The sequence below is a fragment of the Microbacterium sp. NPDC087665 genome, from assembly GCF_044743285.1.
In the GTDB taxonomy this organism is placed as follows: domain Bacteria; phylum Actinomycetota; class Actinomycetes; order Actinomycetales; family Microbacteriaceae; genus Microbacterium.
Genome location: NZ_JBIUWD010000007.1, coordinates 93,425 through 119,426 on the forward strand (window position 1 = coordinate 93,425; position 26,002 = coordinate 119,426).

Sequence of the window (26,002 nt, forward strand, 5' to 3'; positions counted from 1 at the left end):
CGGGTGATTCCCACAGGCTAGCGACGCTCATGATCTCCCCCTCGGATCGAGCGCGTCTCGGAGGGCATCGCCGAGCATGATGAGGCTGATCACGGTGACCGTCAAGAAGATGCTGGGGAACACGACGGTGTGGGGGGCGAGCTGGAAGTACGACTGCGCGGTCGAGAGCTGCACGCCCCACGAGATCGACGGCGGAACCAGGCCGACGCCGAGGAAGGTCAGCGTCGCCTCTGCCCCGATGACTCCACCCACCATCGTCGCGGCGATCGCGAGTGTGGGCGCGAGCGAGTTGGGGAGCACGTGCGTCAGCACGACGCGCAGCTGCGAGAACCCCAGTGCGTGCGCCGCCTGCACGAATTCGCGCTCCCTCACCTCTTTGACCGAGCTGCGGATGAGGCGCGCGAACGTCGGCCAGGAGAAGAAGGCGAGCACCGCGGAGAGCAGCAGGGGTGTGCGGTCCGGCGCCGTGTTGAGCACGATGATCGCTCCGAGGAGGAACGGGAACCCGAGCACGACGTCGGCACCCCGCGCGATGAGGGAGTCGACCCATCCCCCGCGGTAGCCCGCGAGAGTGCCGAGGATGACGGCGACAATCAGGCAGATGGCGGTGGTCGTGAGTCCGATGAACAGCGACGTGCGGGTGCCGAAGAGCACATTCGCCATAACGTCGCACCCCTGCACGTCGGTGCCGAACGGATGCCCCGGCCCCGGCGGCCGGTTCGAGGCCAGCAGGTCGCAAGCCCGGGGGTCGCTCTGTCCGAAGAATCCGGACAGGATGCCCGGAATCATGGCGATGATCCCGAGACAACCCAGGAGGACGACGCTCACCCAGAACTGCAGGCGACCGCGGAGCGTCGCCCAGAGTCCGCGCGTGGTCGCGCGGTCGAAGTTCCCATCGATGGCTACGGTCGCGGGCTCAGTCATTGCGGATCCTGGGGTCGAGGAGCGAAGAGATGACGTCGACGACGACATTGGTGATCAGGAAGATGAGGACGAGCGTGGTGGCGACCCCCACGACGAGCGTGCCCTCCTGGTCTTGGATGGCCTTGTAGAGAAGCTGCCCCACCCCGTTGATGTTGAAGATCGCCTCGATCACCACGGTGCCACCGAGGAGCGAACCGAGCTGGATCGCCAGCACGTTGACCACCGGGGCCGCCGCATTGCGCGTGACGTGCAGTCCGACGATGCTCCGGCGCGAGAGTCCTTTCGCGCGCAGAGTGCGCACGAAGTCGGACTGCATCGTGTCGATCACGCTGCCGCGCATGAGCCGCGACACCCCCGCCAGCCCATAGATCGCGATGATCAGCGCGGGAAGGATGTATGCCCGTGGCCACCCATCGCCGACGCCGGCGATGGGTGTCCACTTGAGCATGATGCCGAACACGTACTGGGCCGTGATGCCCATGACGAACACCGGCACCGATTCCGCGATGATGGTGCCCAGCAGCACCGACCTGTCGATCGCCGATCCCTGCCGGAGGCCGGCGACCAGACCCAGGACGACGCTGATCAGCACCGTCAACACCCACGCGGTGAGGGCGAGAGTGATGGTCGTCGGCCAGCGGCTGGCCATCTGCTCACTCACCGACTGACCGGTGAATGTCGTGCCGAGATCTCCCTGGAACAGGCCCCCGAGGTAGTTCACGTACTGCTGCCAGATGGGTTGGTCCAGCCCGTACTGCTCGCGCAGCTGCTGCTGCACGCTCTCGGGGAGGGGGCGGTCGCCTCCGAGCGCCTCGATCGGATCTCCGGGCAGCAGGAACACCGCGCAGTAGATGACGAACGTGACGCCGATGAAGACGACGATGAGTTCCAGCAATCGCCGGGCGAGAAATCTCCACATATGCGAGGACGGCGCGGATCAGTCGTCGGTGAGGACGATCTCGGTGAGGATGGGTTCCCCCACTCCCGAGGCGGTCAACTTCTCGATGCGATCAGAGGTGACGTAGTTGTAGGACTCGTCGAACAGGGGCACGATCGGGAAGTTCTGGGCGAGGATCTTCTGCACCTGCCCGTATGCGGTTCCGTCTTCGCCACCGGTGAGGTCTGCCTGCGTCAGTGCCGCATCCACGTCGGGCGAAAGCGCTCCTCCGCAGTTCTTGCAGACCGGGGCGCTCGAGAACATCGCCCGCAGCGTCGACTGCTGGCTCGGGTAGAGCGCACCCCACCGCGAGAAGAACGGTCCGTCCAGCGTTTGGGTGTTGCGCGCTTCGCCGAACTCGGCCCAGCCGACCGAAGGACGCGCGACGGCCTCGATTCCGAGGTTCTGCCGAAGGGAGTTGGCGATCGCGTTGAACAGGTCCTCGTGACCGGCGCCTCCCGGGAAGTGGATCGTCAACTCTCCGTCGAATCCGCCGGCTTCCTGCAGTAGGGCGGCCGCAGCATCCGGATCGTACTCGCAGTACTTGCCACAGACGCCATCGGGGTTGCCCGGCATGACGGCGGGGGTCCATGCGGTGGCGGGCTTGTTGAGGCCCCCGTAGATCGCCTCGTTGATCGCATCCCGGTCGATGGCCATGGAGATCGCCTGTCGCACGCGGATGTCTGAGAACCGCTCGTCCCAGTAGGGGATTCCGAGGTAGTTCATTCCGGGTGCGGAGAAGCTGTAGATGTTCTCCTCGTCGAAGTCGCTCGACACCTGCAGTGCTCGCGTCGCGGGAACGGCGCTGAGATCGAGATTGCCCGCCAGAGCGTCGGTGTAGGCCGTGAGCCGATCGCTGTAGGGCACCCACGTGATCTTGTCGACCGTCGACTCCGTGCCCTTGTAATCGTCGAACCGCTCGGCGACGAGCGGTTCGCCCTCGACCCATTCGGTGGTGAGCGCGAGCGGGCCGTTGCCGATCGGCTTCTTGCCGTACGCCGCCAGATCGTCGAACGCGCTCTGCGGCATCGGGTAGAACGCGGTCTGCGCCTGCGAGAGCTGCACGGGGAACTGGCTGTCGGCGTGAGTCAGCGTCACCGTGAACACGTGGTCGTCGACGACCTGCAGGCCCGACATCTCGTCGGTGGTCGGTTCGCCTTCCGCGGGGTTGAGGTCGGTGTAGCCCACGATCGAGGCGAGCTGACCGGAGTTCGCGAATGCGTTCGTGCCGAGCGCGACCGCATTCCAGCTGTCGACGTAGTCCTGCGCGGTGACCGGCGTTCCGTCATGGAAGGTCCAGTCGGGACGCAGGGTGATCGTCCAGGTCACCTTGTCGTCGCTCTCGACCGACTCGGCGGCGACGTATTCGAGTTCGCCCTCCGCGTCGATGAAGGTGAGCGGGCTGAACACCGACATCATCAGCCCGTAGACGTTGCTCTGACGACCGGGGGTGAGATCGGGTACGGGATCGGCGGCCCCGACCACGAGTTCGCGCACATCGTCGGCGGTGTCATCAGACCCGCCGCTCGCGCATCCGGTGAGTGCGACGGCGATGAGAGCTGTCGTTGCGATAGCGGCTTTCCACAGACCGTTCATAAAACTCCTCCTCGAGTAGTTGGGGGGTCCGTTCACCTTACGTTTAATATTTTCTAAACGTACAGTATGTTCGGAACCTGCAACAGAAGCGATACGCCCCCGAAACATGAGGAGCCTGCCGGTGATCTCTCGCGTCACGTACGAGTCCGAACTGACCTGGTTGAGCACGCGCGAGTTGGCGGCTCGCATCGCCGTCGGCGAGGTCTCGGCGCGCGAAGCACTCGCCGACCATCTCGCGCGAATGGACAGCGTGAACCCTGCGCTCAACGCGATCGTCACGCGTGACGACGAGCGAGCCTTCGACCGCGCGGATGCGGCGGATGCCCGGAGGGCCGCCGGAGAGCCGCTCGGCGCACTGCACGGCGTCCCGATGACGCACAAGGATTCCACCGACGTGTCGGGCCTACGCACCACGCGTGGCTCCGCGCTGCTGCTCGACAATGTTCCAGACCGGGATGCGCTGATCATCGCCCGGCTGCGGGCCGCCGGCGTCGTCACGAGCGGCAAGTCCAACGTGCCCGAATTCACCGCCGGCTCCCACACCTTCAACAGGGTGTTCGGCACCACGGTGAACCCGTTCGACACGACCCGATCTGCCGGAGGGTCGTCCGGCGGGGCAGCGGCAGCGATCGCCGCCGGGATCCAAGCATCCGGCGATGGATCGGATATGGGCGGCTCGCTGAGAACGCCGGGGTCGTTCACCAACATCGTCGGGATGCGTCCGACCAACGGCCGCATCCCCCACGCTCTGCCCGCGAACCCGTGGGAATGGCTCGCCCAGCCGGGTTTCATGGCGCGGACCGTCGGCGATCTCGCGCTGATGATGTCCGTCGCCTGCGGTCCTGCAGCGGGCGCGCCGCTTTCGATGCCGCAGCCCGGCTCCGTGTTCGATCGCGCGGAGTTCACCCACCCGAGCCGTCACGGGGCGGGCGCCGGGCTGGCCGGACTCCGCATCGGGTTCTCGAGCGATCTGAACGGCCTGTTCCCCATCGATTCCGAGGTCGACGCGATCGTCCGCTCCACGGCCGAGGTGTTCACGAGCGCGGGCGCTCGCGTGGACGACGACATCCCCGATCTGCGCGACGCCGACGAGGTCTTCCGCGTGACCAGGGCGTACGACTTCGCGGCCGACTACCGCACTCTCGTGCGCGAACATCGCGAGGAGGTCAAGGACGCGGTCGTCTGGAACACCGAGATGGGTCTCGCGCTCACCGTCGACGAGCTCCTCTCCGCCGACGAGGCGCGCAGCCGCCTCGCGGCGACGATCGAGTCGCACTTCGCCACGCACGACCTGCTCGTGCTGACCACCGCACAGGTCGCGCCGTTCGACGCCCGGATCGAGTACCCCCGCGCTATCAGGGATACACCGATGGACGACTACCTCGAATGGATGCGCGCGGCGACGATCATCTCGGCGACCGGCTGCCCCGCGGTTTCGGTCCCCGCCGGCTTCACCGCGGGCGGGCTGCCCGTCGGGGCGCAGCTGGTGGCTGCCCCCGGCCGGGACGTCGAGCTCTTGCTCGCTGCGCAGGCGTTCGAGGAGCTCACCGGGCATCACCGCCGCCACCCCGAGCTCTGAACGCGGACCTCCACGTCGGGTGGAACGAACGGCGCGCCCCACCAGCGCCGACTGCGACCCTCGATCCCGACCTAGGGTCGAGGCCATGGAAATCCAGTACCTCGCGTCCATGGTCTCCGCGATGTGGACCACCCTCGCGCTCCTCGCGGGCGGCCTGGCCCGCACCCGCAACCGCTCGGCATGGAGGTGGTTCCTGCTCACCCTCTTCTTCGGGCCGATCGCGGCCTTCCTGCTGGTCGTGTGGGAACCGGCCGAGCGGATGCCGTCGGCTCCGGCACCTTCCACGCCCGGGTCCTCCACCCTCTGACTACCCGCCATTCGGGAGGAGATCGGCATTGCGGAGGAAGGATCCGCGGCATCCGTCCTCCCTTGTGCCGATCTCCTCCCGAGTGACGCAACGCGACACCCGCGTACCCCCCAAAAACTCCATCCACGTGAATCCACCTGCCCGCAAGAGGCGTAGGCTGGAGAGAAGGACGGACAGTCCGAGAAGATGTCCCGGCACCGCGCCCGCCCGGGAAAGAAGCCACCCATGGCCCAGTACGACGTTTCCGACCGCTCGGCGATCGTGACCGGAGCAGGCAGCGGAATCGGCAAGGCTGTCGCCCTCCTTCTCGCGAAGAACGGCGCCGCAGTCGTCGTCAACGACCTGAACGGCGAGCACGCCCAGGCCGTCGTCGACGAGATCCGCGCCGCAGGCGGCGTGGCCGAAGCATCCATCGGCGATGCGACCGACCCCGCCTGGATCGCGTCGTCGGTCGAGCTCGCGAACACCCTCGCCCCGCTGCGCATCGGCATCAACAACGCGGGCATCGGCGGAGCATCCGCCCCCACCGCCGAGTACACCGATGAGGCCTGGGACAAGGTCATCTCGATCAACCTCAACGCGGTCTTCCGCAACATGAAGGCGCAGCTCCCCTCGATCCTCGCGAACGGAGGCGGCTCGGTCGTCAACATCGCGTCGATCCTCGGCAGCGTCGGCTTCGCGAACTCCCCCGCGTACGTCGCCGCCAAGCACGCCGTCGTCGGCATGACCAAGTCGGCCGCCCTCGAGTACTCGGCGCAGGGCGTGCGCGTGAACTCGGTCGGCCCCGGCTTCATCGACACCCCGCTGCTGGCCACCATGGGCGAAGAAGCGAAGGCGTTCCTCGTGAGCAAGCACCCGATCGGCCGCCTCGGCCAGGCCGACGAGGTCGCGAACCTCATCGTCTTCCTCGCCAGCGACGCCGCCAGCTTCGTCACCGGCAGCTACCACCTCGTCGACGGCGGCTACACCGCCCAGTAACGGGCGGATGCTTCGGGCGGGGTGCTTCGACAGGCTCAGCAACCCAGTGGATGGGTCCCTGAGCCTGTCGAAGGGCCCGCATCGAAGGGCCGACACTCAAAGTTCATCTTTTGTTGGACAACGCGTCCAGGAACGTGTCTACTGTTCCTGACAGCGTTGTCATAATTCGGGCAGCGCCTCCCCACCCCACCACACGGAGGTAACGCATGCCCCCCATGCGCTCGGCGTCCCCCAGCCGACACATGAGAAGACGCCGCGCGGCACTCGCCGCGGGAGTCATCACCGCCCTCGCCGCATCGTCGGTGCTCGTGACCCCGGCGGCCTACGCCGAAGAGGTCTCGACGCTCACGCCGTTCGAGGCGGTCGATCAGTTCATCGGCACCGAGATGAACGACGCGAACAACCAGCGCGGCAACGACCACTACGGCAACACCTTCCCCGGTGCGACGCTGCCGTTCGGCATGGTGCAGTCCAGCCCGACGACCTACGAGACGGGCAACCAGCAGCAGTTCGGCGGGTACGAGTACAACGCCGACCAGATCCGCGGCTTCGGCATGACCCGCCTCTCGGGCACGGGATGCCGGTCGAACTTCGGCGGCTTCGACTTCCCGGTGATCCCCTTCACCGGCGCCCTCACCGACGGCGCGCTGCCCAGCAACCCGGCGTCGACCATCGCGAACTACTTCCTCGACTTCGATCACGCGAACGAAGAGGCCGAGCCCGGCTACTACTCCGTCGACCTCGAGTCGGTGCAGGCCGAGCTCACCAGCACCACCCGCACCGCGGTGAGCCGCTACTCGTTCGACGAGAACGCCGAGAGCTCGACCCTGCTCTTCGAAGCCGGCGGCTCGAACAACCAGGTGCACGCCTCGAGCATCACCTTCGACCCCGCCACGGGCGAGCTCTCGGGCTCGGTCAAGGCGAACGTCGTCTGCAACGGCGGCCCCCAGTACACCGCCTACTTCTCGGCGACCTTCGACACCCCCGTCGAGTCGTACGGCACGTGGACCCCGAGCGGCGTCCAGGCCGAGGGCACCACGGCGAGCGCGGCGGCCAAGCACGGCGCCGGCGCCTGGCTGACGTTCCCCGACGGCTCGGATGTCACCGCCAAGGTCGGCCTGAGCTACGTCTCGGTCGACGGCGCCCGCGGCAACGCGCAGGCCGAGACCGCGACCCTCGACTTCGATCAGACCCGCGCCCAGGCGCGCGCCACGTGGGAAGAGGCGCTCGGATCGATCGACGCCACCGGCGGCACCGACCGCGACCGCACCACGTTCTACACCTCGCTCTACCACTCGCTGCTGCACCCGAACACGTTCCAGGACGTCGACGGGCGCTACACGGGGTACGACGGCACGATCCGCACGGTCGAGGCGGGCCGCGACTTCTACGTGAACTTCTCGGGGTGGGACACCTACCGCGGACAGGCCCAGCTGGTCGCGCTGCTCTACCCGCAGCGCGCGAGCGACATCAACCAGTCGATCGTCGACATGGTGACGCAGTCGGGCAAGTGGACGAGCTGGCCCACGTACAACCAGATCCAGACCAAGATGAGCGGCGACTCGCTGCAGAACATCGTGGCGGCGACGGATGACTTCGGCTCCACCGACTACGACCGCGAGAAAGCTCTCGCGACGATGCTCGCGACGCAGACGCTGCCGATGACGAACACCGGACGATCGGATGCCGTGATGTACGGCATCCACGGATGGGTCGACGGAGACAAGCAGGGCGCGGCGACCTCGCGCACGATCGAGTACACGACGAACGACTTCGCGATCGCGCAGATGGCGCAGCGCCTGGGGAACCAGGACGCGTACGAGCAGTTCTCGACCCGGTCGCAGAACTGGAAGAACATCTTCAACCCGGCCCGCGAGCACATCGACGCCCGCAACCGCAACGGCTTCATGAACACGTCGCTCACCACGCAGGGTGCGCAGTTCGAGCAGTCGACGGGTCTGCAGTACGGCTTCAACGTCGCCCACAACATGGGCGATCTGATCGAGGCGCGGGGCGGCAAGGACAAGGCCACCGCGCAGCTCGACAGCATCCTGCGCGATCTCGACGCGGGCGCCTTCAGCGACGCCGCGTACATCGCCAACCAGCCCAGCTTCGGCCTGCCGTGGGTCTACAACTGGCTGCAGGCTCCGCACAAGACCACCGACACGCTGTACCGCGCGGCCGACGAGCTGTTCACGACCGAGGCCGACGGCCTGGCCGGCAACGACGATCTCGGCTCCTTCAGCGCCTGGTACGTGTGGGCGAACGTCGGGCTGATGCCGGCGATCTGGGGCACGGCCGACCTGCTGGTCTCGGCGCCGATGTTCGAGCACATCGAGATCACCTCGATCGGATCCGACCGCACGATCACGATCGATGCGCCCGGCGCGGGCGACGATCGCCGCTACACGACCGGCCTGTCGGTGAACGGCCAGGCGCAGACCGCGTCGTGGCTGCCCGCCGACTTCGCCCGCTCGGGTGGAACGCTCGACTTCGCCATGGGCGCCACCCCGGCGACGTGGGGCACCGGAGCCGATGATGTGCCGCCGTCGTTCCGCGAGGGCAGCGACAACCGCAACTCGGTCGGAGTCACGGCCGACGGTGCGGTGAACATGGGCGGGCTGGATGCCGGTGGCATCGGGCTCTCCCGTCAGGACCTCGCGAACGCGGGCGTCACCGCGGGGGCGAAGCTCCCGCTCGGCGACACTGGCATCACGTTCACCTGGCCCGACACGCAGCCCGGCGAGCCCGACCACTGGATCCCGAACGGCCAGGAGCTCGCTTTCGGCGACGTCGCGGCATCCGGCATCTCGTTCCTGGGCCTGGCGACCAACGGACCGTCGCGCGGTACCGCCGTGGTGACCTACACCGACGGCAGCACGAAGAACGTCGACGTGCGAATGACCGACTGGACCTCGACGAACGTCGAGCCCGGCAACCTGCGCCTGGTTCCGCTGACGAAGCGCAACACGCTCAGCGGTGGTTCCGACACGGCCAAGCCGTCTCTCTTCGCGACGGCGGTCGTGCCGCTCGACACGAAGAAGACGGTGCGCAGCGTCACGCTTCCGACCGACGTCAACAAGGGCATCATGCACGTCTTCGACGTGGCGCTGCGCCCCCTCGACACGGTCGACCCGGAAGAGCCCGCTCTGCCGACCCGTCCGGACGCGCAGGAGCCGACGGCACCGACCATCGGTGAGCCGACCGACATCGACGGCACCCCGGTGACGGATGCCTCGACGCTCTGGCGCTTCCACGACACCGCCGACGACCCCGCCGCGGGCCTCGCCACGAAGACCGGCTGGACCGCCGCCGACTACGACGACGCGTCGTGGAAGACCGGCACCGGCAGCTTCGGTGCGAAGAACGGAGCGATCGCCGACCTGGGCGGCGGCTACACGCCGACCACCCTGCTGACGCAGTACAAGGAGGGCACCACCAACACCGAGGCCTTCTTCTTCCGCAGCACCTTCGACCTCGCAGCCGGTGACCTCGCGCAGATCACGCAGCTGAACGGCGAGATCGCCTACGACGACGCGGCACGCGTGTACGTCAACGGCCAGCTCGTCGGCGGCTTCGCGGATGCGCGGATCGGCGACGGCGCGAGCAACATGGTCTACGCGGGCGACAACGGCTCGGCACCGCTGACCGGTGCGTTCACGGTGCCGGCATCCGCTCTGAAGGCGGGCGCGAACACCATCGCGATCCAGGTGCACAACACGAACGCGGGCAGCTCCGACGTGTTCCTGCAGTTGAAGAGCCTGACCATCGCCGCCAAGGGCGCTCCCGCCGCGATCTCCGATGTGCTCCTGCACGTCGGATCCGACGAGAGCCAGCGCAACCTGACGTTCTACACCGATCGTCAGATCGACGCCCAGGTGCAGGTGGCACCGGCATCCGCCCGCACCGGCGCCGGGTTCCCCGTCGCCGAGGCGCGCACGCTCGACGCCACCACCGCGGCATCCCGCGACGGACGCTTCTCGAACCAGGTCGTCATCGACGAGCTGGCCCCCGAGACGGCGTACCTCTACCGGGTCGGCAACGACGAGATGGGATGGTCGCGCTCGTACGAGCTGTGGACCGGCACGTACGACGAGTCGTACAGCTTCGTGTACCTGACGGATGCTCAGATCGGAGCATCCGGAAGCTGGCAGAACGACCGCGACCGCTGGGCCGCCTCGCTCGGACAGATCGACCAGTTCGAGAAGGATGCCTCGATGATCGTGAGCGGCGGTGACCAGATCGAGACGCACCGTTCCGAAGACGAGTACGCCTCGCTGATCGCCCCCGAGCTGCTGAAGCAGCTGCCGTTCCAGGCGACCATCGGCAACCACGACAACCAGTCCGACCAGTTCAACTCGCACTTCTTCACCCCGAACCGCTCCGAGACCCACGGGTACGAGAGCACCGAGGGGCGAGCCGGAGGCGACTACTGGTACACCTACAACGGCGTGCTCTACCTGAACATCAACACCAACGCGCGCAGCACGAACGAGGAAGACCACGCGGCCTTCCTGCGCGAGGTCGTCGAAGAGCAGGGCGCCGAGGCGAACTGGATCGTCGTGGTCATGCACCACTCGCTGTACTCCGCCGCGTTCCACTCCGTGGAGCAGGACGTGAAGGAGCGCCGTGCGGCCCTCGCACCGGTGTTCAGCGAACTGGGCATCGACCTGGTGCTCGCCGGGCACGACCACATCTACACGCGCAGCTACCTCATGGACGGCACGACGCCGGTCGGAGACCTGGAGGCGCAGCAGGAGTCGGGCGTGACCCTGGCGGCCGAAGAGGGGCAGGTGCTCTACGTGACCGGCAACTCCGCCAGCGGCAGCAAGTTCTACGGCCTCGACGCCTCGTCTCCCGAGGCGGCCATCAAGGATCAGTCGAACCAGCCGCAGTACACCGACGTCGACGTGACGCCGACCGAGATCACCCTCACGACCTATCAGACGATGGATCGAAAGGTGATCGACGAGGTCACGCTGACCCGCACGGTGAACGACGAGAAGGGCCCGGAGTTCGCGGGTCTCCCCGAGGCGACCGAGGTCGCCCAGGGCCAGTCGTTCGACCCGCTCGCCGGCGTCACCGCGACCGACGAGGTCGACGGCGACGTCACCGCGGCGATCACGGTGACCGGTGCGGTCGACGTCACGAAGCCCGGCGAGTACACGCTCACCTACCGGGTGACCGACCTGGCCGGCAACGAGACGGTGGTCGAGCGCACGGTGACCGTGACCGCGGTCGAGCCGACGTTCGGAGGCGTCCCGCCGACCCGCACCGTCGTCGAGGGCGAACAGTTCGACGAGCTCGCCGGCATCACGGCGAAGGATGCGAACGGCGTCGACCTCACCGACCGCATCGAGGTCGAGCTGGTGCAGTCGACCGGCGCGGCACGCATGGTGGGACCGGCAGCGGGCGCCTACACGCTCGTCTACACGGTGACCGACGACTACGGCACGACGGCGACGGCGCAGAGCGCGGTCACCGTGGTGGCGCAGGCCGACCCGACCGACCCGGGCACCGGCGGCACGCCCGGTGGCGGTGCGGGCGGCGTCGGTGGCGGAGCGGATGCCGGAGACGGCACGCTGCCCGCGACGGGCGGTGAGGCGACGATGCTGTGGATGCTCGGCATCCTCGCCCTGCTCGCCGGCGCGGGTCTGGTGATCCGCCGCCGCAACGCGCAGGTCTGAGAATGACGGAGGGGCCCGCAGGTTCGCCTGCGGGCCCCTCTTCTGTGTCTCGTGGGGATGCTTCGACAGGCTCAGCAACCCAGCGGATGAGTCCCTGAGCTTGTCGAAGGGTCCCGCCCAGACGCCTCAGTGGGTCAGTTCACCCGGCGCGGAGACGGTGGATGCCGCGACCACGGCCGCTTTCGCCTCGTCGAGTGCGACGAAGTGTCCGAGGTGCTCGGAGGTCGCTCCGAAGGCGTGGAACCCGGGTTCCGGGTCGGCGGCCTTCACCGAACCGAGGAAGATCCCCCGTTCGTTGCCGACGTGGAATCCGCGTTCCACCTCGACCCAGAGTCCCCGGGGCGGGCGGACGAGACTCGGGCGCCGCCGGGGTGCAGCGAGCGATGCCCGCGATGCCTTGCGATCTCGGTGCGGCATCTCAGGCGCTCATCGTCTGCAGTTCGCGGGAGTGCTGGAGAGACGTGGCGTAGTCGTCACGGGTGAGGTCGAGCCCACCCGGGGAGTTCGCGGCCTCCATCATCGACGCCAGCAGCGGACGATGCAGCGCCGGGTCACCGTCGAAGGAGAAGCGCAGCGGGATGGAGGCGTGGATCCAGAGGGTCTGGATCGAGCCGTCACAGGTGGGGATGGTGAGGGCGAACGATTCGTTCCGCCGCAACTTGGTCACCGTGACCGCGCGCAGGTGGGCCAAGAGCTCGACGTCGACCTCGATCGGTGCGTCGGCATTGCCGTAGATCAGATGTCCCATGATGCTCCTCGTGTCAGAGAGAACTCGCCTGGGAACAACATTACTAGTTTAACTAGCTAAATGCCCACCCGAGGCGTCACGGCAGGTCATCGATCTCCTCGGTGATGCGACGGAGGAAGCGCGCGACCGTCTCGGTCTGCTCGGGGGTGAACTCGTCGGCGATGGTCTCGAGGCGTCGAGTCAGCTCATCGACCGGCGAGTGGGCATCGCGCCGGGAAGGCCGAAGCACCTTGGAGCGCGCATCCGTCGGGTGCGGCGCGATCTCGATCTGACCGCGCTCCTGCAGGCGCCGCACCACGCTCGTGATCGCCGCCGTGCTCACGCTCAGGTGATCGGCCAGACCTCGCGGCGTCGCGGGCTCGTCGGCTGGAGCATCCGCAATGAATCGCATCGCCACGCGATCGGTGTCGTTCGGCGCGCGCATCGCGGCGAGGCGTCGAGAGAACTGGGCGTCGACACGACGGAACTCCTCGACACAGTGCACGAGATCGGATGTTCTCGTCGTCGTTTCGTTGACCATGCGTCACCCCCTGACCCCTCCATGCTACAAGACACTCACGTAACCAGGTTGGCTAGCGGTTTTCAATGATCATCAGGGGGTACTGCGGGTGAGAAGATGGAATACTGCCGCCGGAAAGGACGAAATGGCTGAGCGATTCACCCTCGATCAGGCGGGATACATCCTGTATTCCGACATGATCGAGCGCCTGCACGAACGCTTCCCCGCCACCCCGGTGCAGCGGCTGGAGCAGATCGCCCAGGCCGAGCACGATGCGATCACCGGCGGTATCCTGCAGATCGTTCCCGCCGAGGTCGAGGCCGGTACGGTGGAGATGCTCGAGCAGGCAGACGGCCGCTCCAGCGAAGACGACGAAGTGGTGGCGTGATGGAGAACTCCGAGGAATTCACCCGCTCGGGGTACTGGTACCCCGAGGGCGACACCGCGAGCACGGTCGACGTGCTCAACCTGCTGCGCCGCTATCGCTCCGCCGAGACCGCCATGCGCGCGCGCACGCGGGCCTCGATGCGCATGAACGAGACAGACCTGGTCGCTCTGCGCTTCCTGCTGCGCGAGCAGCGCGCCGGGCGCATCGTGCGCTCGATCGACATCGCCCGCATGCTCGACATCTCGACGGCGTCGACCACCACGCTCATCGATCGTCTCGAGAAGGGCGGCCACGCCCGTCGCGAGGCGCACCCCACCGACCGCCGCGCGGGCATCGTGGTGCCCACGGTCAGCAGCGACGACGAGGTTCGCCACACGCTCGGCGCGATGCACCGGCGCATGCTGGCTCTGGTCGACGAGATGTCCGACAAGGAGCGCGCCGTGGTCACTCGCTTCCTCGCGGGAATGACCTCGGCCATCGAAGAGGCGGCCGATCTCGATCAGGAGCTGCGCGACGTCATCCGCGATCACGAAGAGTCGCAGGAAGACGGCACCGCCGGCGAGTAATCGACGGCTGCCGCCTCACGCCTTCTCGGGCGTGGCCGGCTCCGCATCGTCGGCCTCGGCCGCCTGCTCGACGCGCTCGGGGAACAGCTCGTCGAGGTCGAGGTCGGGGTTGTCGTCCTGCCCCTCGACGAGCTCGATGGCCTCCTCTTCGGTCTGCACGCTCGGCATCGCGCCCGGGAGCGGGCGGCGGGCCGACTCCTTGAGCACCACCACCGCGACGAATCCGGCGATCGACGTGCCGATCACGTAGAACGCCGGCGCGAGCGACGAGCCCGTCATCTGCACGAGCGCCTCCATCACCACCGGCGCGGTACCCGCGAAGAGTGCGACGGCGAGGTTGTACGAGATGCCCATGCCGCCGTAGCGCGACGAGGTGGGGAAGAGCGCCGGCAGCGACGAGGCGAGGTTGGCGACGTAGAACGTCACCGGGAACGCGAGCAGCACCAGGCCCAGCAGGGTCGACCAGATCTCGCCGTGCATCATGAACAGGAAGGCGGGCACCGCCAGCACGATCGCCGAGATCGAGCCGATGAACAGCACCTTCTTGCGACCGATCCGGTCGGAGAGCCGCCCGGTGAGCGGGATGCACAGTGCCATCGCGACGAGCACGGGAAGCGTCAGCAGCGTGCCGTGCACTTCGTCGTACCCGAGCGTTTTGGTCAGGTACGTGGGCATGTACGAGGTGAGCGCGTAGCCGACGGTGTTGGCCGCGGCCACGAGCACGAAGGCCGTCAGCAGCTCGCGCCAGTAGGCGCGGATGAGGGCGATCACGCCCTTCGGAGCATCCGCCGCCGCCTGCGCTTCGTCGGCCGCGTTCGCCGCTGCCTCCTGCGCCTCCTGGAAGGCAGGGGTGTCTTCGATCTTGAGCCGGAAGTAGATGGCGATGAGACCCAGGGGCAGCGCCACGAGGAAGGGGATGCGCCAGGCGAAGCCCTGCATCACGTCGGCCGAGAGCGTGAGCTGCAGGATCGAGACGAACGCGGCGCCGATGGCGAAGCCCATGTACGAGCCGAGGTCGAGCAGCGAGGCGTAGAAGCCGCGGCGACGGTCGGGCGCGTACTCGGTGATGAACGTCGTCGCACCCGCGTACTCGCCACCGGTGGAGAACCCCTGCGCGAGCTTGAGCACGATGAGCAGGATCGGCGCCCAGATGCCGATCACCGAGAAGTCGGGCAGCACACCGATGAGGAAGGTCGCGGCCGCCATCATGATGAGCGTGAAGGCGAGCACCCGCTGGCGCCCCATGCGGTCGCCGAGCTGTCCGAGCACGATGCCGCCGAGCGGACGCGCGACGAACGTCACGGCGAAGACGCCGAGCGAGAAGAGGGACTGCGCGCCGGCGGAGGCATCCGGAAGGAACGCGCGTCCGATGATGACCGCGAGGTAGCCGTAGACACCGATGTCGTACCACTCCATGAGGTTGCCCACCACGGTGCCGGCGACCGCGCGGCGCAGCATAGGCCGGTCGACGACCGTCACGTCGTCGACCGTGAGGCGCCGCGGTTCGGTCGGCGCAGGCCGGAATCGGCGCAGCAACCGCTGCCAGAGGGAATCGCTTCTCACGGGATCGGACATGTCGTTCTCGCTTTCGTCCTGCCCGAGCGGACACCCCCGGGCAGAATTCGGGGAGACGGTGCACTCACCGTCTCCCCGAAATCGTTGTCACGCTCAGTTGTTGAAGGCGTCCTTGACGTTCTCGCCGGCCTTCTTGACGTCGGCCTTGGCCTGGTCGGCCTTGCCCTCGGCCTCGAGCTTCTCGTTACCGGTCACCTTGCCCGCTGCTTCCTTCGCCTTGCCGGCGATGTCTTCTGCAGCGTTCTTGATCTTGTCATCGAGTCCCATGGGGGGCTCCTTTCTTTCTCGGTGGTCTGGCGGGGGAAGCGGATTCACCCCGAGAGCAGCACTCCGGCGATGACCGGTGCGGCACCGGCCGCGACCAGGGCGACGAGCCCGACGATGCCGGCGCTTCGCCAGAGGGGCGTGCGTGCAGTGAGGCTTTCGATACCCGAGTACCGGCCCACGGCGTCGCTCGCGGCGAGCGGAGTGAGATCGACCCTCGCGACCGTAGCCAGCGGCATCCCGAGCGCGCGGCGATCGGCGACCGTCGTGCGGTCGGCGATTTCCACGTCGGGGGACATCGATCACTCTCCTCGGCAGATAGATTACTAGATTGTCTAGTGAATTGCCACCCACCTGACTCGGGCGAAGATTCGTCTTACGCTCAGGACATGACCGAGCTCACCCAGCCCACCGGACGCGAAGAAGCCCTGCGCGCGATCCCGCGCGATGACGGATCCGCCCCCGTCGCCCTCGTGCTCGGCGCCACCGGTTACATCGGCGGACGCCTCACACCCCGACTCCTCAACGCCGGGTACCGGGTGCGGGTGCTGGCGCGAGACGCGGCGCGCGCGGCATCCTTCCCCTGGGGTGCCGACTGCGAGATCGTCGAAGGATCGGCCGACGATGCGGATGCCGTCGCCGAAGCCATGCGCGACGTCGACGTCGTCTACTACCTGATCCACTCGATGGGTGCCGGCAAAGGATTCGAAGAGGCCGACGAGCGCGCGGCCCAGACCGTAGCGGATGCCGCGGCGAGCGCCGGAGCGCGACGCATCGTGTACCTCGGCGGGCTGCACCCCGACGACGTGAAGCTCTCGCCGCACCTGCGTTCGCGCGTGCGGGTGGGCGAGGTCTTCCTCGAGTCCGGCGTGCCGACACTCGTGCTGCAGGCGGGAGTGGTGATCGGGTCGGGCTCGGCATCGTTCGAGATGGTCCGCCACCTCACCGACGTGCTGCCCTACATGCCCGCCCCCAAGTGGGTGCGCAATCACATTCAGCCGATCGCGATCCGCGACGTGCTGCACTACCTGCTCGGCGCCGCACGGGTCGATGCGAGCGTGAACCGGGCGGTCGACATCGGCGGACCCGACGTGCTGCGCTACGGCCAGATGATGAACGGCTATGCGGTCGAGGCCGGGCTCCCCCAGCGTGCGATCGCCGCGCTCCCGGTCTTCACCCCGGGCCTCGCCTCGCACTGGGTCAACCTCGTCACCCCCGTGCCGCGCTCGATCGCGCGCCCGCTCGTCGCCTCACTGCAGAACGAGTGCGTCGTGAAGGACCACGCCGTCGACGACCTCATCCCCCGTCCCGAAGGTGGCCTCACCCCGTACCGCCGGGCCGTCGCGCTCGCACTCGGACGCCTCGGCGCCGACACGATCGAGACCAGTTGGCAGGATGCCGAGGTGTCGGGCGCCCCGAGCGATCCGCTGCCGAGCGACCCCGACTGGGCCGGGCGTCTCGTGTTCACCGATGCGCGCGAACTGAAGACCACGGCATCCGTGGATCGGCTGTGGCCGGTCATCCTGGGTATCGGCGGCACCAACGGCTGGTACTCCTCGCGGTTCCTGTGGGCCGTGCGCGGGCTCATGGACCGTCTGGTCGGCGGCGTCGGCTTGCGGCGCGGACGACGCAGTCAGACCGTGGCGCGCGTCGGCGACGCGATCGACTTCTGGCGCGTCGAGGCACTCGAACAGCCCGGCGTCGAGACCGATACCTCACCCGCGAGCGGCGGACTGCTGCGCCTGCGCGCCGAGATGAAAGTGCCCGGGTCGGCGTGGCTCGAACTGCGCGCGCTGCCCGACGGCGAGGGCGCACGCTACGAGCAGCGGGCCGTGTTCTTCCCGCGCGGACTCAGCGGGCGCCTGTACTGGCTCGCGGTGCTGCCGTTCCACGGTGCGATCTTCGCCGGCATGGCCGCGCAGATCACCCGCACGGCCGAGGGTTCCGAGGTGGCCGCGGCGAAGTAGCGCCCAGCACGGAAACTGGGTTGCTGAGATTGTCGAAGCACCCATGCCGCGGCATCCTTCTCACTAGGCTCGGGGCATGACCGGCGAACCGCAGCATCAGAACCAGAATCAGGCACGCCACCTCATCGCCCTCGGCGCCGGAATCGTGGTGCTTCTCGCCTTCTTCGTCAACCCCGGCGGTGTCGTCGGCTACCTCGTGATGATCGCGCTCGGAATCGTCGCGGCGTTCATCGGGCACAGCGCCGCGCGCCGGCAGGGACCGCTGCTCTGGGCCGCGATCATCGGCCTCGTCCTGGCGTACATCGAGCTGATCACCGCCCTCGGACTCCTGGTCGTGCGCCTCAGCCGCCTCGGCGTCTGAGGCCCGAGCCCCGCGGCTCGTCCGTCACTCGGGAGGAGATCGACGTTCGGGAGGGCGAATCGGACGGATGCCTCCTCCCGAGTGCAGATCTCCTCCCGAGTGACGCGGGCCGAGCCCCGAGACCCGCGTCAGTCGTCGCGGGGCCGCTCCGGAGCATCCGCCTCGGCCGCCGCATCCACCGCGGCATCGACGTCTGCCGCCGGAATGATGTCGATCGCCTCGGTCGCCGCCTCGTAGACCTCGGAGAGGGTCTCGTCGACGGAGTCCTCGTCGATCCAGGCGAGGTCGTCGCCCGAGTGGTCGTACTCGACGGGCACGAGCGCGAAGTCGTCGCCGTACTCCTCGAGGCCGGCCATGACACTGTGCCGCACGGCGGCGCGGGCGTACCGATCGCGCAGGATCATGGGGTCGCGGCGCAGGTCGATCATGAACGCGACCATCATGAACGCCATGATCACCGCGAACGGCAAGGCCGCGATGATCGTGACGTTCTGGAGCGACTTCAGTCCGCTGCCTTCCTCGCCCGACACGAGCACGACTGCGGCGATGCCTCCCACCAACGTGCCCCAGACGACCGTGACCCATCGCGAGGGCTCCGGCCGACCCTGCTGTGAGAGCGTACCCATGACCAGCGAGGCCGAGTCGGCACCGGTGATGAAGAAGATCGAGATCAGCAGGATGAGCAGGATGCTGGTGATCAGCGGGAAGGGCAGATTCTCGAGCACGCCGAAGAGCACCTCTTCGGGTGGGTCGACGACGAGGCCGGCGCCGTCCATCTGCTGGCTGATCGCTGTGGTTCCGAAGATCGCGAACCAGATGAGCGAGATCGCCGACGGCACCAGCATCACGACCGACACGAACTGGCGCAGCGTGCGCCCGCGAGAGATCTTGGCGATGAACATGCCGACGAAGGGAGACCACGAGATCCACCAGGCCCAGTAGAAGATCGTCCAGCCCGAGAGGAAGGCTTCGGCCTCGTCGCCCTGCGATGCCGAACGCGCGATCATCGTGGGCAGGTCTCCGAGGAACTGCACGGCCACCGAGGGAATGACGTTGAGGATGAGCAGGGACGGTCCGACGAAGAACACGAAGAACGCGAGCACCAGAGCCATCACGGCATTCGTGTTCGACAGTGCGCGGATGCCCTTCGAGACGCCCGACACGGCCGAGGCGATGAAGCAGGCGGTGAGAACGGCGATCGCCGCGATCAGGATGCCGTTTCCGAGCTCGCCGATGCCGGTGACGATCTCGACACCGTGTCCGATCTGCAGGGCGCCGAGTCCGAGAGAGGCGGCCGTACCGAACAGGGTGACGATGATCGAGAAGATGTCGATCGTGCGGCCGAGGGGGCCGGTCGTGCGGCCCTCGCCGAGCAGCGGGGCGAAGATCGACGAGATCAGTGGCGTGCGTCCGCGGCGGAAGGCGCCATACGCGATGGCCCCGCCGACGAGCGCGTAGAACGCCCACGCCTGCGGACCCCAGTGGTAGAGCACCTGGGCCTGCGCGGTGTGCATGGCCTCGAGCGTGTTCGCCTCGACGGTTCCGGGCGGCGGCGATTCGAAGAAGGTGAGCGGTTCGGCGGCTCCCCAGAAGACGAGGCCGATGCCCATGCCGGCGGCGAAGAGCATCGAGATCCACGAGAACATCGAGAATTCGGGCTCTTCGTCGTCGCGGCCGAGAGGGATGCGCCCGTAGCGGCTGAAGCCGACGAACAGCATGAACACAAGGATCACGGTCGCGATCGTCGTGAAGAAGAAGCCGAAGTACTCGACGACCCAGGCGAGCACGGTGCTGGCGGTGCCGGAGAGGTTGTCTCCCGCGAGCACGCCCCAGGCGATGAACGCGACGGTCGCCGCGAGCGCGACGCCGAACACGAGGTGGTCGGTGCGGTAGGTGCGGCCGGTCTCTTCGACCGAGACTCCGGGGATCAGCGCCGGGTGCAGTCCGCGCGGCGGGACGGCCGCGATGTCGCGGACGATCTTGCGGCCCGTTTCGGCGGCTTTCGGCACGATGTTGGTGGCGGTCGTTCGGGGAGGCTTCTCTTCGGGTGTCTCCATGAGAAGCCATTCTCCCATGCGCGCGTCTCCAGGCTGGAGCCGGGGCAGGAGTGGGGCCTGGAGCATCCTCATTCCGGAGGAGATCTGCAGTCGGGAGGACGAATCGGCCGATTATCTCCTCCGGAATGCAGATCTCCTCCGGACTGACGCGCGCGCGGCGCGACCTACCGCGGTCCGCGGCGGAAGAACCCGGCGAACACGGAGTGCAGCAGCGGCAGAGCGGATGCCCAGAGCAACGTGAATCCGAGCCCGGGAACGGGCTCGACGAGCAGCGCGCCGCCCACGAGCATCGCGGCGAACAGCACACCGGAGGCGATGCGGCGAGCGATGCCTTCGAGCCGGTCGAGGCGGCGCTCGAGCCGCGAGGTGTCGAAGGTGACGTTGCCGTCGTCGACGCGGGTGATGATCGCGTCGATGCGTTCGGGCAGGCGCATCGTGACACCGGCGGTCTTCATGGCGCGCTGGGCGAAGTCCTGCACGAGGTTGCCGCTCTCATCGCGCAGCAGTCGGCCCGCGTAGGGCTCGGCGGCGTCCCACACGTTGAAGGTCGGGTCGAGGGCGCTGCACATGCCCGACGTCAACGAGACGGCGCGGATCAGCAGCAGCAGATGCTCGGGCAGCTGCAGCGGGAGGGAGCGCACCATGTCGCCGAATTCGTCGGCGAAGTCGGCGAACTCGCGCGGGTCGACCTTCGACAGTTCGGCGAAGCCCATGCCGCCGAAGCGTGCGAACAGGGCGCTGAGCGCTCGTTCGAGTTCACCCGTGTCGGCCGAGGGCAGCAGCACGCCGATCTCCTTGGCGGCGGCGACGAGGCCGCGGCTGTCGCGCCCGGCGACCGCGATGAGCAGGGTGCGCAGGCCGTCGCGCAGGTTCGCGGGAACCTCGGCCATCATCCCGAAGTCGATGAAGGTGAGGTGCCACTCGGGGGCACCGGCATCCGCCCCCGCCGCCCGCGGCGTGACGAACATGTTGCCCGGGTGCGGGTCGGCGTGCACGAAACCGTGCGTGAAGACCTGGTCGAACATCACCTCGGCGAACACCTCGGCGACCTGCGCGGGGTCGATGCCGGCGGCGCGCAGCGCATCGGTGTCGTTGATCTTGATGGCCGTGACATCCGACAGCGTCAGCACGCGGCGGGTCGAGCGCTCCCAGACGATCTCGGGGGCATCGACGCGCGGGTCGTCGGCGAACGCCTCACGGAACCGCTCGGCGGATGCCGCTTCGTGCAGGTAGTCGATCTCTTCGAGGCTCGTGGCCGCGAACTCCTCGACGAGGGCAGGAGCGTCCACCCGGTCCGAGACGATGCGCACCCGCGTCAGCCACTTTCCCACCCGGCGGAGGGCCGCGAGGTCGGTCGCGACGATGCCGTCGATGCCGGGGCGCTGCACCTTGATCACGACGGTGTCGAGTCCGGTGTCTGCGGCGTCGTGCTCCGACAGCTTCGCGCGGTGGGCCTGGCCGAGGGATGCCGCGGCCAGGGGCGTCTCGTCGACCCACGCGAACGCGCGGTCGAGCGACACACCCAGTTCGGACTCGGCGAGCGCCTTGATCTCGGCGAAAGCGACGGCGGGCACCTCGTCTTGCAGGCCGGCGAGCTCCTGCGTGATCTCGGGCGGCAGCACGTCGAGGCGCGACGACATGAACTGGCCGACCTTGATCATGAGGCCGCCGAGGTCGACGGCGAGAACGTGGAACCGCCGAGCGAACTTCTGCATGCGCGGGGCACGCGTGCGCTCGGCGATCCCGCGCATGCCGAACCGCGGCAGCACGAGTTCGAACCACCAGACCTTGGCGAACTCGCGAGCGGCGAACGAGATGATGCGACGGTAGCGAGCGCGATGGGCGCTCGGCGCCGGGGCATCCGTCATCGTGTGGTTCCTTCGCCGTCATCGAGATCGCCCGCCCGCGAGGCGGACGAGACGATGCGGGTCATGCGCGCCGGATCAGTCCTGCGCGAGGATGCTGTACAGCTTACGGCGGGCCTCATCGAGCACGTCGATGGCGGCCTGCACCTGCTCGGGCGACCCGCTGCGACCCACCTGTGCGGCAGCGGCGGCGAGGTCGACACCGGCCTTGGGGAGGGCGGTGAAGCGGGGGTCGTTGCGGTGACCGTCTTTACCGGGGGTCGCCACCCAGGGGGCGGGGGCCTCGGAGTTCTCGGACGCCACGGCACGACCGGCCTCGGTGAGCGCGTAGGTCTTGCGACCGTTCTGCTCGTCGGCTTCGATGAGGCCCTCGTCGGAGAGCAGCTGCAGTGTCGGGTAGACCGAGCCGGCGCTGGGCTTCCAGGTGCCGCCGCTGCGCTCGGAGATCTCGTTGATGATCTGGTAGCCGTGCATGGGACGCTCGGCGAGGAGTGAGAGCACGGCGGCGCGCACGTCGCCGCGGGCCATGCGGGAGCCGCCGGACGGGCGGGATTCGAAGGACTTGCGCAGCTGGTCCATGGCGTCGAAGAGGGCGCCGGCCGGGCCGCTGGCGCCGCCGAGTCCGCCGGTGCCGAAGATGTTGCCGAGCGGGTTGTCGCCGTTGCCGCCGACGCCGCCGTTGCTTCCGAACGGGAATGCGTTGTTCATGATGACCTCCAAGATTGGTGGTGAACGATACTCAACGATATATCGTTCAGCCTGGAGGTTGGGTGGGAGTTTGTCCGCTCGGGATGCTTCGACAGGCTCAGCAACCCAGGCTTCCGACTCAGCACTCCGGGGGCCCCCTGGGTCCCTGAGCTTGTCGAAGGGTCCCCCGCGCGGGGGATGCGGCGGGCCGTTCACCCCCGTAGCGTCGAAGACATGACTGATTCAGAAGAGAGATCCGAGAAGAAGTCCGGCTACGGAATCGCGACGGGCATCGCGCTGGGCCTGCCGTTCGGCGCGGCGCTCGGCATGGTGCTGTTCGACAACCTCGCCCTCGGTGCGGGGTTCGGCATGGCGATCGGCCTGTGCATCGGGGTGGCATACGACGCGTCCGCGAAAAGACCTGCGAAAGACGACAGCGCCGAGTAGCTCCCGCCTTCATGGCACGTCGCGCACCGATATGCAATCCCTGTGCGCCTCACAGCGGCGGATGTTTCACTGAGGGCAATGTCGCAGTCAGCTGAAGTCCATCAACCGTCCGTCCGCGTGAGCGTCGTCGTGCCCGTGTTCAATCCCGGCCCGACCTTCGACGACCTGATCGCGTCGTTCGACCGCCAGACCCTCGACTCGGCGCGGTTCGAAGTGCTGCTCTGCGACGACGGATCCGATGAGGCCACCCAGCTGCGCCTCGACACGATCGCCCGCGACCACCCGAACGTGCGCGTGCTGAACCTGCCGCACTCCGGCTGGCCGGGCACTCCCCGCAACGAGGGGGTCGCCGCGGCCCGCGGCGACTACGTGCAGTTCGTCGACCAGGACGACTACCTCTTCGACTCCGCGCTCGAGAACCTCTGCGACTACGCCGACGCGAACGGTTCCGACGTCGTCGTCGGGAAAGAGGTGGGCATCGGACGCCCGCTTCCGAGCCGCATCTTCCGTCGCGACATCCCCGACGCGAAGCTCGGCGAAGACCCGCTGCTCGAGATGCTGACCCCGCACAAGCTCTTCCGCACCGAGTTCCTGCGTGCCAACGGCATCCGCTTCCCCGACGGTCGCGTGCGACTCGAAGACCACCTCTTCGTCATGCAGGCGTACTTCGCGGCCGGCACGATCTCGATCCTCGCGAGCACGCCCTGCTACGCGTGGGTCAAGCATCCGGGGAGCGCCAGCTCGTCGCGCATCGACCCCGAGAGCTACTACCCCCACCTCGAGACGGTTCTCGACCTCGTCGAGGCGCACACCGAGCCGGGGGCGCTGCGCGACCGGCTGCTGCGGCACTGGTTCCGCGGCAAGATCCTGAAGCGGCTCTCGGGACAGCGGATGCTCCGCTACCCCGCCGAGCACCGCGAGCGCCTGCTCGACGTCGTCACCCCGCTGGTCGAGAAGCGATTCGGACCGGGTGTCGACGCGGGCCTCGCATTCCCGCAGCGCATCCGAGCGGCGCTGCTGCGCGCCGGCCGACGCGACGACCTCGTGCGTTTCGCGGAGTTCGAGACCGCGCTCGAGTGCCAGGCCTCGGTGACCTCTGCCACGTGGTCGCGCGGAGGAGGGCTCGACCTCGCCGTGCATGTGCGCGTGGTGCGCGACGGCAAGGACGCGCTCGTGTTCGATCCCGAGACGGCACGCCTCACGTCGCTGCCCTTCGCCGTGGGGGACCTGCCGACCGAGGCTCTCGTGCCGGCCCGCGAGCTGCGCAACGATCGCATCGAACTGTTCCTCACCGAAGTGGAGGGCGGGCGCGCACGGCGCATCGCCAATGCGCGTCCGGATATCGGCGGCTCCGTCACCGTCTCGATCGACCCGCTGAAGGTGTTCGCGGGCGATTCCGCGGCCGGCGCACTACGGCTGACGGCGAAGGTGCGCCAGGCCGGGTGGACGTTCGAGGTTCCCGTCGAAGCGGATGCCGCGACCCTCGCCCGCGCGGGGCACTCGCCGCTTCTCGCGGGCAGCGCCGTCACGCTCACCTCGGGCGACGGCGGCGTCGAGCTGCGGCGCAAGAGTTCGGGCGGCCTCCGCGACCTCGCCGGGCGCTCGGCGCGCCGCGTGCGGCACCTCGCGCGCCGGAAGTAGTCGGGGCCTTCGCCACCACCTGGGTTCCTGAGCCTGTCGAAGGGCCCGCCCGAGGCCGCGTGGGGCGGAGAACTCGGCGTGGGGCGGAAGCATCCGACGCATTTCTCCTCCCCACGCGGAGAACTCCGCCCAACGCGGCATCCGCTCAGCGCGTCGGAAGCGTCAGAATCTCGGCGCCATCCTCGGTGATCGCGATCGTGTGCTCGCTGTGGGCAGTGCGCGCACCCGTCGCGCTGCGCAGGGTCCAGCCGTCGGCATCCGTCACGAGCTGGTCGGTATCGGCCATGATCCACGGCTCGATCGCCAGCAGCAGGCCGGGGCGCAGCACGTAGCCGCGGCCGGGGCGTCCGTCGTTGGCGACGTGCGGATCCTGATGCATGGTGGTGCCGATGCCGTGGCCGCCGAACTCCATGTTGATCGGGTATCCGTCGCCCTTGAGTACGGTGCCGATCGCCCGCGAGATGTCGCCGATACGGCCACCGGGGCGGGCTGCGGCGATGCCGGCGGCGAGCGCGCGTTGGGTCGTCTCGATCATGCGCTCGTCTTCGGGGTCGCGGGTCGTGCCCACGATGAAGCTGATCGCCGAGTCGGCGGCGATGCCGTGCAGCGAGACGGCGAGGTCGAGGGTGAGCAGGTCGCCGTCGGCGAGCGTGTAGTCGTGGGGCAGGCCGTGCAGCACGGCGTCGTTCACGGCGGTGCAGATGTAGTGGCCGAAGGGTCCGCTGCCGAAGGAGGGCGCGTAGTCGACGTAGCAGGAGTCGGCCCCGGCATCCTCGATCATCTTCTGGGCCCAGCGGTCGATGTCGAGCAGGTTGGTGCCGACGCGGGCGCGGTCCTTGAGGGTGTGCAGGATGTCGGCGACGAGCGCACCGGTCGCCCGCGCACGGTCGATTTGGGCGGCGGTGAGGATTTCGATCATGGGGTGCTTT

At 68.1% G+C, this 26,002-nt stretch carries 23 protein-coding genes; 10 read left to right on the forward strand and 13 right to left on the reverse strand.

Annotated elements, in window-relative coordinates; all coding sequences use genetic code 11:
• Window positions 1-27: 27 nt before the first annotated feature.
• From ACIOSY_RS15450 to ACIOSY_RS15460, 3 genes are read right to left on the reverse strand one after another with little or no spacing between them, the layout of a single operon-like run.
• Window positions 28-924 carry an ABC transporter permease gene (locus ACIOSY_RS15450; RefSeq protein ID WP_400854855.1) on the reverse strand — a complete coding sequence of 299 codons (897 nt, stop codon included), beginning with the start codon at window positions 922-924 and terminating at the stop codon, window positions 28-30.
• Complete coding sequence (locus ACIOSY_RS15455; RefSeq protein ID WP_400854857.1) at window positions 917-1,843, reverse strand: ABC transporter permease; 927 nt, start codon at window positions 1,841-1,843, stop codon at window positions 917-919. Before ACIOSY_RS15455 ends, ACIOSY_RS15450 begins: the two co-directional genes overlap by 8 nt.
• 18 nt (window positions 1,844-1,861) lie before the next feature.
• Window positions 1,862-3,457, reverse strand: a complete 1,596-nt coding sequence (locus tag ACIOSY_RS15460) for an ABC transporter substrate-binding protein (RefSeq protein ID WP_400854859.1) — start codon at window positions 3,455-3,457, stop codon at window positions 1,862-1,864.
• Between the two features lie 121 nt (window positions 3,458-3,578).
• On the opposite strand from ACIOSY_RS15460, the gene ACIOSY_RS15465 reads away from it, so the two are divergent.
• The 4 genes from ACIOSY_RS15465 to ACIOSY_RS15480 all read left to right on the forward strand — a co-directional run bounded on the left by ACIOSY_RS15465 (window position 3,579) and on the right by ACIOSY_RS15480 (window position 12,008).
• Window positions 3,579-5,036, forward strand: coding sequence for an amidase (locus ACIOSY_RS15465; RefSeq protein WP_400854861.1), 1,458 nt, complete (start codon window positions 3,579-3,581; stop codon window positions 5,034-5,036).
• 85 nt (window positions 5,037-5,121) lie between these two features.
• Entirely contained in the window at window positions 5,122-5,343 is a 222-nt protein-coding gene (locus ACIOSY_RS15470; protein WP_400854863.1) for a hypothetical protein, read from the forward strand.
• A gap of 225 nt (window positions 5,344-5,568) precedes the next feature.
• Window positions 5,569-6,321 carry an SDR family NAD(P)-dependent oxidoreductase gene (locus ACIOSY_RS15475; protein ID WP_400854865.1) on the forward strand — a complete coding sequence of 251 codons (753 nt, stop codon included), beginning with the start codon at window positions 5,569-5,571 and terminating at the stop codon, window positions 6,319-6,321.
• A 242-nt stretch (window positions 6,322-6,563) separates the two neighbouring features.
• Window positions 6,564-12,008 (forward strand): GH92 family glycosyl hydrolase, encoded by a 5,445-nt coding sequence (locus ACIOSY_RS15480; RefSeq protein ID WP_400854867.1) that lies wholly within the window; start codon window positions 6,564-6,566, stop codon window positions 12,006-12,008.
• Between the two features lie 126 nt (window positions 12,009-12,134).
• Here ACIOSY_RS15480 and ACIOSY_RS15485 read toward each other — a convergent pair whose 3' ends face one another.
• From ACIOSY_RS15485 to ACIOSY_RS15495, 3 genes are all read right to left on the reverse strand, one after another.
• The gene (locus ACIOSY_RS15485) at window positions 12,135-12,425 is read right to left on the reverse strand and encodes a hypothetical protein (protein ID WP_400854869.1); all 291 of its coding nucleotides are present in this window, start codon (window positions 12,423-12,425) and stop codon (window positions 12,135-12,137) included.
• Window position 12,426: 1 nt separating this feature from the next.
• Entirely contained in the window at window positions 12,427-12,756 is a 330-nt protein-coding gene (locus tag ACIOSY_RS15490; RefSeq protein WP_400854871.1) for a hypothetical protein, read from the reverse strand.
• Between the two features lie 76 nt (window positions 12,757-12,832).
• On the reverse strand, window positions 12,833-13,276 hold the full coding sequence (locus tag ACIOSY_RS15495) for a MarR family winged helix-turn-helix transcriptional regulator (RefSeq protein ID WP_400854873.1): 444 nt from the start codon (window positions 13,274-13,276) through the stop codon (window positions 12,833-12,835).
• Between the two features lie 124 nt (window positions 13,277-13,400).
• Here ACIOSY_RS15495 and ACIOSY_RS15500 point away from each other — a divergent pair, with 124 nt between their 5' ends.
• A complete protein-coding gene (locus tag ACIOSY_RS15500) occupies window positions 13,401-13,643 on the forward strand; it encodes a hypothetical protein (protein ID WP_400854875.1) in 243 nt (80 codons plus the stop codon).
• On the forward strand, window positions 13,643-14,209 hold the full coding sequence (locus ACIOSY_RS15505; RefSeq protein WP_400854877.1) for a MarR family winged helix-turn-helix transcriptional regulator: 567 nt from the start codon (window positions 13,643-13,645) through the stop codon (window positions 14,207-14,209). Before ACIOSY_RS15500 ends, ACIOSY_RS15505 begins: the two co-directional genes overlap by 1 nt.
• Before the next feature lie 15 nt (window positions 14,210-14,224).
• Here ACIOSY_RS15505 and ACIOSY_RS15510 read toward each other — a convergent pair whose 3' ends face one another.
• The 3 genes from ACIOSY_RS15510 to ACIOSY_RS15520 all read right to left on the reverse strand — a co-directional run bounded on the left by ACIOSY_RS15510 (window position 14,225) and on the right by ACIOSY_RS15520 (window position 16,347).
• Window positions 14,225-15,784 carry an MFS transporter gene (locus ACIOSY_RS15510; RefSeq protein ID WP_400854879.1) on the reverse strand — a complete coding sequence of 520 codons (1,560 nt, stop codon included), beginning with the start codon at window positions 15,782-15,784 and terminating at the stop codon, window positions 14,225-14,227.
• Between the two features lie 93 nt (window positions 15,785-15,877).
• Complete coding sequence (locus ACIOSY_RS15515) at window positions 15,878-16,051, reverse strand: CsbD family protein (protein ID WP_247623802.1); 174 nt, start codon at window positions 16,049-16,051, stop codon at window positions 15,878-15,880.
• Between the two features lie 44 nt (window positions 16,052-16,095).
• Window positions 16,096-16,347 carry a hypothetical protein gene (locus ACIOSY_RS15520; protein ID WP_400854881.1) on the reverse strand — a complete coding sequence of 84 codons (252 nt, stop codon included), beginning with the start codon at window positions 16,345-16,347 and terminating at the stop codon, window positions 16,096-16,098.
• 90 nt (window positions 16,348-16,437) lie between these two features.
• Here ACIOSY_RS15520 and ACIOSY_RS15525 point away from each other — a divergent pair, with 90 nt between their 5' ends.
• Window positions 16,438-18,015, forward strand: a complete 1,578-nt coding sequence (locus tag ACIOSY_RS15525) for an SDR family oxidoreductase (protein ID WP_400854883.1) — start codon at window positions 16,438-16,440, stop codon at window positions 18,013-18,015.
• 76 nt (window positions 18,016-18,091) lie between these two features.
• Window positions 18,092-18,376, forward strand: coding sequence for a hypothetical protein (locus tag ACIOSY_RS15530; RefSeq protein ID WP_400854885.1), 285 nt, complete (start codon window positions 18,092-18,094; stop codon window positions 18,374-18,376).
• Window positions 18,377-18,504: 128 nt separating this feature from the next.
• Here ACIOSY_RS15530 and ACIOSY_RS15535 read toward each other — a convergent pair whose 3' ends face one another.
• The 3 genes from ACIOSY_RS15535 to ACIOSY_RS15545 all read right to left on the reverse strand — a co-directional run bounded on the left by ACIOSY_RS15535 (window position 18,505) and on the right by ACIOSY_RS15545 (window position 23,006).
• The gene (locus tag ACIOSY_RS15535; protein ID WP_400854887.1) at window positions 18,505-20,433 is read right to left on the reverse strand and encodes a BCCT family transporter; all 1,929 of its coding nucleotides are present in this window, start codon (window positions 20,431-20,433) and stop codon (window positions 18,505-18,507) included.
• 164 nt (window positions 20,434-20,597) lie between these two features.
• Window positions 20,598-22,301, reverse strand: coding sequence for an ABC1 kinase family protein (locus ACIOSY_RS15540; protein ID WP_400854889.1), 1,704 nt, complete (start codon window positions 22,299-22,301; stop codon window positions 20,598-20,600).
• A gap of 75 nt (window positions 22,302-22,376) precedes the next feature.
• On the reverse strand, window positions 22,377-23,006 hold the full coding sequence (locus ACIOSY_RS15545; RefSeq protein ID WP_400854891.1) for a PadR family transcriptional regulator: 630 nt from the start codon (window positions 23,004-23,006) through the stop codon (window positions 22,377-22,379).
• A 213-nt stretch (window positions 23,007-23,219) separates the two neighbouring features.
• Here ACIOSY_RS15545 and ACIOSY_RS15550 point away from each other — a divergent pair, with 213 nt between their 5' ends.
• Together ACIOSY_RS15550 and ACIOSY_RS15555 are read left to right on the forward strand one after the other, a co-directional pair.
• A complete protein-coding gene (locus ACIOSY_RS15550; RefSeq protein WP_400854893.1) occupies window positions 23,220-23,432 on the forward strand; it encodes a hypothetical protein in 213 nt (70 codons plus the stop codon).
• Between the two features lie 78 nt (window positions 23,433-23,510).
• Entirely contained in the window at window positions 23,511-25,073 is a 1,563-nt protein-coding gene (locus ACIOSY_RS15555) for a glycosyltransferase family 2 protein (RefSeq protein ID WP_400854895.1), read from the forward strand.
• Window positions 25,074-25,218: 145 nt separating this feature from the next.
• Here the strand turns inward: ACIOSY_RS15555 and map are convergent, their stop codons facing one another.
• Window positions 25,219-25,992 (reverse strand): type I methionyl aminopeptidase, encoded by a 774-nt coding sequence (gene map / locus ACIOSY_RS15560; protein WP_400854897.1) that lies wholly within the window; start codon window positions 25,990-25,992, stop codon window positions 25,219-25,221.
• Window positions 25,993-26,002 lie beyond the last annotated feature (10 nt).

What these genes read in the sequence shown, in the direction of transcription:
- ACIOSY_RS15455 (WP_400854857.1), bottom strand. Translation starts at nt 1,843, where the DNA reads ATGTGGAGATTTCTCGCCCGGCGATTGCTGGAACTCATCGTCGTCTTC.
- ACIOSY_RS15540 (WP_400854889.1), bottom strand. Translation starts at nt 22,301, where the DNA reads ATGACGGATGCCCCGGCGCCGAGCGCCCATCGCGCTCGCTACCGTCGC.
- ACIOSY_RS15505 (WP_400854877.1), top strand. Translation starts at nt 13,643, where the DNA reads ATGGAGAACTCCGAGGAATTCACCCGCTCGGGGTACTGGTACCCCGAG.
- ACIOSY_RS15530 (WP_400854885.1), top strand. Translation starts at nt 18,092, where the DNA reads ATGACCGGCGAACCGCAGCATCAGAACCAGAATCAGGCACGCCACCTC.
- ACIOSY_RS15520 (WP_400854881.1), bottom strand. Translation starts at nt 16,347, where the DNA reads ATGTCCCCCGACGTGGAAATCGCCGACCGCACGACGGTCGCCGATCGC.
- ACIOSY_RS15525 (WP_400854883.1), top strand. Translation starts at nt 16,438, where the DNA reads ATGACCGAGCTCACCCAGCCCACCGGACGCGAAGAAGCCCTGCGCGCG.
- ACIOSY_RS15555 (WP_400854895.1), top strand. Translation starts at nt 23,511, where the DNA reads ATGTCGCAGTCAGCTGAAGTCCATCAACCGTCCGTCCGCGTGAGCGTC.
- ACIOSY_RS15480 (WP_400854867.1), top strand. Translation starts at nt 6,564, where the DNA reads ATGAGAAGACGCCGCGCGGCACTCGCCGCGGGAGTCATCACCGCCCTC.
- ACIOSY_RS15485 (WP_400854869.1), bottom strand. Translation starts at nt 12,425, where the DNA reads ATGCCGCACCGAGATCGCAAGGCATCGCGGGCATCGCTCGCTGCACCC.
- ACIOSY_RS15510 (WP_400854879.1), bottom strand. Translation starts at nt 15,784, where the DNA reads ATGTCCGATCCCGTGAGAAGCGATTCCCTCTGGCAGCGGTTGCTGCGC.
- ACIOSY_RS15515 (WP_247623802.1), bottom strand. Translation starts at nt 16,051, where the DNA reads ATGGGACTCGATGACAAGATCAAGAACGCTGCAGAAGACATCGCCGGC.
- ACIOSY_RS15500 (WP_400854875.1), top strand. Translation starts at nt 13,401, where the DNA reads ATGGCTGAGCGATTCACCCTCGATCAGGCGGGATACATCCTGTATTCC.
- ACIOSY_RS15460 (WP_400854859.1), bottom strand. Translation starts at nt 3,457, where the DNA reads ATGAACGGTCTGTGGAAAGCCGCTATCGCAACGACAGCTCTCATCGCC.
- ACIOSY_RS15475 (WP_400854865.1), top strand. Translation starts at nt 5,569, where the DNA reads ATGGCCCAGTACGACGTTTCCGACCGCTCGGCGATCGTGACCGGAGCA.
- ACIOSY_RS15450 (WP_400854855.1), bottom strand. Translation starts at nt 924, where the DNA reads ATGACTGAGCCCGCGACCGTAGCCATCGATGGGAACTTCGACCGCGCG.
- ACIOSY_RS15545 (WP_400854891.1), bottom strand. Translation starts at nt 23,006, where the DNA reads ATGAACAACGCATTCCCGTTCGGAAGCAACGGCGGCGTCGGCGGCAAC.
- ACIOSY_RS15490 (WP_400854871.1), bottom strand. Translation starts at nt 12,756, where the DNA reads ATGGGACATCTGATCTACGGCAATGCCGACGCACCGATCGAGGTCGAC.
- ACIOSY_RS15470 (WP_400854863.1), top strand. Translation starts at nt 5,122, where the DNA reads ATGGAAATCCAGTACCTCGCGTCCATGGTCTCCGCGATGTGGACCACC.
- ACIOSY_RS15495 (WP_400854873.1), bottom strand. Translation starts at nt 13,276, where the DNA reads ATGGTCAACGAAACGACGACGAGAACATCCGATCTCGTGCACTGTGTC.
- ACIOSY_RS15550 (WP_400854893.1), top strand. Translation starts at nt 23,220, where the DNA reads ATGACTGATTCAGAAGAGAGATCCGAGAAGAAGTCCGGCTACGGAATC.
- ACIOSY_RS15535 (WP_400854887.1), bottom strand. Translation starts at nt 20,433, where the DNA reads ATGGAGACACCCGAAGAGAAGCCTCCCCGAACGACCGCCACCAACATC.
- map (WP_400854897.1), bottom strand. Translation starts at nt 25,992, where the DNA reads ATGATCGAAATCCTCACCGCCGCCCAAATCGACCGTGCGCGGGCGACC.